This window comes from Sporosarcina contaminans (assembly GCF_042679045.1).
Lineage (GTDB): Bacteria > Bacillota > Bacilli > Bacillales_A > Planococcaceae > Sporosarcina > Sporosarcina contaminans.
Map to the genome: position 1 here is coordinate 1 of NZ_JBHTLT010000083.1, position 5,215 is coordinate 5,215.

The following is a 5,215-nucleotide window of genomic DNA, read 5'->3' on the forward strand; positions in this document are numbered from 1 at the left end:
TCCTTGACAAGCGTTTTCAAGCCAAGCTGGGCAAACACTTATCCCATAACTAAAAACCTTTAAAAGACTGTAGACAAAGTGAAAAAATACTTTGTCTACAGTCTGGAGGTTTGTTTGAATTAATTTTTCACTTTTTGCTGTTGATTTACGGTGCTATGCACTTCTGTTGGCAAGCCCCATAGTTGAATGAAGCCAATTGCCGCGGATTGATCGAATTGGTCATCGGATGTATACGTTGCTAACTTTTCATCGTAAAGGGAATTGGATGACTTTCTTCCTTCCACGATCGCATGCCCTTTGAACAATTTCACACGGACAACCCCGTTGACGTATTGCTGAGTTTCTTTGATGAATGCTTCCAAAGCTGTACGCAATGGAGAATACCATAGGCCGTTATAAATCAATTCGCTCAATTTTTGTGAAACGATCGGTTTGAAGTGAGCAACATCTTTCACTAATGTAATATCCTCAAGCTCCTTATGAGCAGTCAATAAAGTGACAGCACCGGGACATTCATACACTTCACGAGATTTAATGCCGACGAGACGATTTTCTACATGGTCAATACGTCCGACGCCATGCTTGCCTGCAATTTCGTTTAGTTTCAAAATCAATTCACTTAACGGGTAGTTATTGCCGTCAATACTTACCGGCACACCTTTTTCAAATGCAATTTCGATTACGTCAGCTTTGTCCGGTGCATTCTCGATCGATGACGTTAGTCCAAAAGCATCTTCAGGAGGCGCTGCCCAAGGATCTTCTAATATTCCACATTCATTGCTGCGTCCCCATAAATTTTGGTCGATTGAGTATGGGCTATCTAAGTTGATTGGGATTGGAATATTCTTTTCTTTCGCATATGCGATTTCCTCTTCACGCGACCAGCTCCACTCACGGACAGGCGCGATTACTTCAAGCGACGGATCTAACGCTTTAATTGCGACTTCAAAACGCACTTGGTCGTTTCCTTTTCCAGTGCAGCCGTGCGCAACAGCCGTTGCATTTTCCTTATGCGCAACCTCCACTAATTTTTTTGAAATTAACGGACGTGACAACGCAGAAACTAACGGATATTTATCTTCGTAATACGTACGGGCTTGCAATGCTAATAATGCATATTCCTGCGCAAATTCCTCTTTCGCATCAATCACATAACTATTCACCGCACCGACTTGTAATGCTTTCTCTTGAATAAACTTTAAATCCTTTCCTTCACCAACATCCAAGCAGCATGCAACTACATCATACCCTTTATCTGACAGCCATTGGACAGCCACTGAAGTATCCAGTCCACCAGAATATGCTAATACAACTTTTTTATTTCCCATTCATTTCGTCCTCCTTTTTATACAGCCGTATGTATTTTTATTCATTTGTAAGTATTTTTATAATAACATAATCAAATTAATTATCAATAGATTTGTTTGCATTTATATGAAAAAGCTATTTTAATTAAACCTTTCGATTTGGAAAGCATTCGGGGATGGAGAGGACCTTGCAGCGATATCGCTACTTGCGACAGTAACAAAGAGGTTGCGCCAGTAAACATGACAACTATGCCAGTATTTACAGGTATTGCGGCAATAAACATGACAACTACGCCAGTATTCTCAAGGAATTGTGACAGTAAAATTGCCATCTACGCCAGTATTCAAATGGCTATCGATAGTAACATTGCTACACGCGCCAATAAAACTATGGTTCACGCCAGTAATGAAACGTTTCCAGTGATCCCCACCTAATGGTATTTGCCAATACGATTTATTTACAACAAAAAACCGTCTGACCAATTTTCGTTTCATTGATCAAACAGCTTTCATAAACGATTATCGTATGCCATGTGCAACCATTGCATCGGCAACTTTTAGAAAACCGGCAATGTTGGCACCCATTACGAGATTGTCAGGTTCGCCGTATTGCTCTGCCGCTGATTTGCAGCTTTCATATATGTTGGACATAACGGTCTTTAGGCGCTCATCGACTTCTTCGGAAGTCCAGCCGAGTCGCATGCTGTTTTGGGACATCTCCATAGCGGATACGGCAACCCCACCCGCATTGGCAGCTTTTGCTGGGGCGAATAAAACACCGTTTTCCAAGAAAATATCGATCGCTTCGATTGTGCACGGCATATTGGCTCCTTCACCTAATGCCTTCAAACCATTGGCAATTAGTATATGTGCTGCCATTTCGTCAATTTCATTTTGTGTAGCGCAAGGCAGTGCAATATCGCATGGTATGGACCAAATATCACTGCAATTGTCATAGTATTCTGCTTCAGGATGTTCTTTCGTATACTCCCAAATACGTTTTTGCTCTACTTCTTTCAAACGTTTTACTGTATTAAGATCGATGCCATTTTTATCATAAATATAACCGCTCGAATCACTGCAAGCAACTACTTTGGCACCCAACTGCTGGGCCTTTTCAATTGCATAGGTTGACACGTTTCCTGAACCAGAAACAATGACAGTGCTATCTTTGAAGGAGAGATTATGCTCATTTAGCATCTCCTCAACAAAATAGACCGTCCCATAGCCTGTTGCCTCTTTTCGTCCTAAACTGCCGCCATGATTGGGATCCTTTCCTGTAAAGACGCCTGCTTCATAGCCGCCTTTCAGCCGATTATATTGGCCAAACATATAACCGATTTCACGTTTGCCGACGCCAATATCACCTGCTGGCACGTCAATATCTGGTCCTATATGTTTGCTTAGCTCAGTCATGAAACTTTGTGTGAAGCGCATGATCTCTCTCTCCGATTTTCCTTTTGGATCAAAGTCGGAGCCGCCTTTGCCTGCCCCAATTGGCTGGCCTGTCAATGCGTTCTTAAAGATTTGTTCAAATGCGAGGAATTTCATAATACTGCTGTTAACGGAAGGATGAAAACGGATTCCGCCTTTATACGGCCCTAAATCACTATTGAATTGGACACGGAATCCCCGATTCACATGGACTTTTCCTTTATCGTCTTCCCACGCGACTCGAAAAGAAATAATTCGCTCCGGCTCAGTAATCCTCTCTAAAATACCATTTCGTATATATTCAGGATGTTTGGCAAACACCGGTCTGAGTGAATCAAAAATTTCCCTCGTAGCTTGCAAGAATTCCTTTTCGTCCGGATTCCTTTTCCTCACCAACTCATATACTTCATGAACATAGTCATTCGCACGTTTCCGGTTTTCTTGAATTGTATTCATATTTGTCATCCGCCTCATCCCTTTCTTGAAAAATATTGAAGAATGCTTGAATCCTTTTACACACTCTTTAATTGATATTTCGAAATTATTTCTTCGTTTTATGTATTATCACCGAAAATATGAATTTATACAACAATTTTCTCGTTCAAGAGGAAATATAATGCTCTTTTTGTGTCCTTTTCATGGAAAATATAATCATTTACAAAGTTCCGAACATAGAGTATTATGAATCTACTCAAAAGCCCAGTCTTGGATTCAATTGTTTCCCTTTATGCTTTGGAAAATCTACAACGAAGAGAAAGAGGAGATGCGTTATGAAATTCACCAAACTACTGCGTGCAATCATTGGTGCGAATCTTATGATTTTATTGACATTTGCATTCCTACCTGCTCTATTGATCAATCCTGATGTAGAGGCATTCCAAAACTTGCTGAATTACATTTCAAAAGAATAATCCTAAAAACGTTTTACTAAAAAAACGGAATGGCTGTCTGGAAGAAGATAATTCTGTCCCGACAGCCTTTCAACGTTTACTCATCCTTTTCGAATTGTAAAATTATCCATGAGCAATAGCCAATTTTGCGGGAATGCTAAACCTAATTTCCAATACATCATCCCTCGCAAATTAAATTCTTTCAGCAAATTGAACTTTGCTTGTATGCTTCTTGCATCTTCAAACCAAACATCATGTCTAACGCCGTCGCTATCCCAATAAAGGAAATATGGCGCCTGGGCAACTTCATCATATTGGATAGCCGCGTTTACTTGGATTGCCAAGTTTACAGCCTGCTGCGGGCTTAATGCCCTGGCTGCTACGCCACTCTCAGGCGGATATGGATAGGTCCAATCATAGCCGTATAAATTTTGCCCTAAGAAAATCTTATCTCTCGGAATGACGCTCACTGCATATTCTACAACTCGGCGCACTTGATTGATTGGGCTCACAGCTTGTGGCTCACTATAAGAATAGCCCCATTCATACGTCATCAAAGTAACAAAATCGCAAATTTCTCCATGAGCTCTATAATCGATTGCTCCATATATACCAGTTGGAGCGTCTGATGTTTTTGGAGCAAGTGCTGTCGATATAGTGAGACCTGCGGAATGGAATCTCGAACGTGCATTTCTCAAAAAACCATTATATAATTCCCGATCTGCTGGCCTTAAAAATTCAAAGTCGAAATGGATATCACTGAAATTATTTCGTTTGGCAGTTTGAACAATATTTTCGAAAAGCCTATTTTGTGCCGTTTGATTTGTAAACAATTCATGAGCCAAATCGGCACTAAAAGCAAAGTTTTCCAAGTTGCTGACGACCATTGCATTTAACACTCCACCTGCTGTAGCAATTTCAGTAATGGTCGATTGCGGAGGCGGCTTCAATGTTCCGTCCCTTTGTGGTTCATAACTGAACATGCCGAGATAGGTTATATTTCTTAGACGCGCTCTCACTTCATTGATCATCGTCTCGCTAACAGGATTTCTTGGCTCTACATACAAAAAAACCTCAATTTCTTTTTTCGGTCTTGGTGGAATATAGAGTCGTTGACCGACATGTAAAATACCTGTCGGAGAAATTCCATTAACTGCTGCCAATTCTGCAACTGACATGCCATACATTCTCGATATTATATATAATGATTGTCCAGGTTGCACATAATGATAATTTCCAGTGATCGGAATGACAAGAGCTTGCCCGACTGTAATGCGGGAAGGATCCACTAGTTCATTTGCAAGTGCAATTTCCTCATAGGGTATGCCATATGCTTGACCAATTCCATACAAACTTTGTCCTCTTTGCACTACATGGATTTGCATAATTATCCTCTGCCTTTCATCGACAAATTATCCTCTACTCCATCGTATTTTCATTTACCGATAAATATGCGCTTTTAACAAATACAACTCTAAAATTGGTTCTATAATATTTGTTGGGGTATTCACACAAATTCAACAAAAAAAAGCACGTAATCACCATTTCTTTTATACTTGAATTGTCGGAAAACAAGTAAACGAA

The 5,215-nt window shown here is 40.3% G+C and carries 5 protein-coding genes; 1 reads left to right on the plus strand and 4 read right to left on the minus strand.

Going from position 1 to position 5,215, the window contains the following annotated elements; genetic code table 11:
- Positions 1 to 119 precede the first annotated feature (119 nt).
- From ACFQ38_RS11680 to gdhA, 3 genes are all read right to left on the minus strand, one after another.
- Positions 120 to 1,328, minus strand: coding sequence for an argininosuccinate synthase (locus tag ACFQ38_RS11680; RefSeq protein ID WP_381481037.1), 1,209 nt, complete (start codon positions 1,326 to 1,328; stop codon positions 120 to 122).
- A gap of 282 nt (positions 1,329 to 1,610) precedes the next feature.
- Positions 1,611 to 1,802 carry a hypothetical protein gene (locus tag ACFQ38_RS11685; protein ID WP_336822149.1) on the minus strand — a complete coding sequence of 64 codons (192 nt, stop codon included), beginning with the start codon at positions 1,800 to 1,802 and terminating at the stop codon, positions 1,611 to 1,613.
- Between the two features lie 24 nt (positions 1,803 to 1,826).
- The gene (gene gdhA, locus ACFQ38_RS11690; protein WP_381481040.1) at positions 1,827 to 3,206 is read right to left on the minus strand and encodes an NADP-specific glutamate dehydrogenase; all 1,380 of its coding nucleotides are present in this window, start codon (positions 3,204 to 3,206) and stop codon (positions 1,827 to 1,829) included.
- 305 nt (positions 3,207 to 3,511) lie between these two features.
- Here gdhA and ACFQ38_RS11695 point away from each other — a divergent pair, with 305 nt between their 5' ends.
- A complete protein-coding gene (locus ACFQ38_RS11695; protein WP_381481042.1) occupies positions 3,512 to 3,652 on the plus strand; it encodes a hypothetical protein in 141 nt (46 codons plus the stop codon).
- 80 nt (positions 3,653 to 3,732) lie between these two features.
- Here the strand turns inward: ACFQ38_RS11695 and ACFQ38_RS11700 are convergent, their stop codons facing one another.
- Positions 3,733 to 5,016: a LysM peptidoglycan-binding domain-containing protein gene (locus ACFQ38_RS11700; protein ID WP_336822146.1), complete on the minus strand. Its 1,284-nt coding sequence runs from the start codon at positions 5,014 to 5,016 to the stop codon at positions 3,733 to 3,735.
- Positions 5,017 to 5,215: the final 199 nt, after the last annotated feature.

What these genes read in the sequence shown, in the direction of transcription:
- ACFQ38_RS11680 (WP_381481037.1), bottom strand. Translation starts at nt 1,328, where the DNA reads ATGGGAAATAAAAAAGTTGTATTAGCATATTCTGGTGGACTGGATACT.
- ACFQ38_RS11685 (WP_336822149.1), bottom strand. Translation starts at nt 1,802, where the DNA reads ATGAAACGAAAATTGGTCAGACGGTTTTTTGTTGTAAATAAATCGTAT.
- gdhA (WP_381481040.1), bottom strand. Translation starts at nt 3,206, where the DNA reads ATGACAAATATGAATACAATTCAAGAAAACCGGAAACGTGCGAATGAC.
- ACFQ38_RS11695 (WP_381481042.1), top strand. Translation starts at nt 3,512, where the DNA reads ATGAAATTCACCAAACTACTGCGTGCAATCATTGGTGCGAATCTTATG.
- ACFQ38_RS11700 (WP_336822146.1), bottom strand. Translation starts at nt 5,016, where the DNA reads ATGCAAATCCATGTAGTGCAAAGAGGACAAAGTTTGTATGGAATTGGT.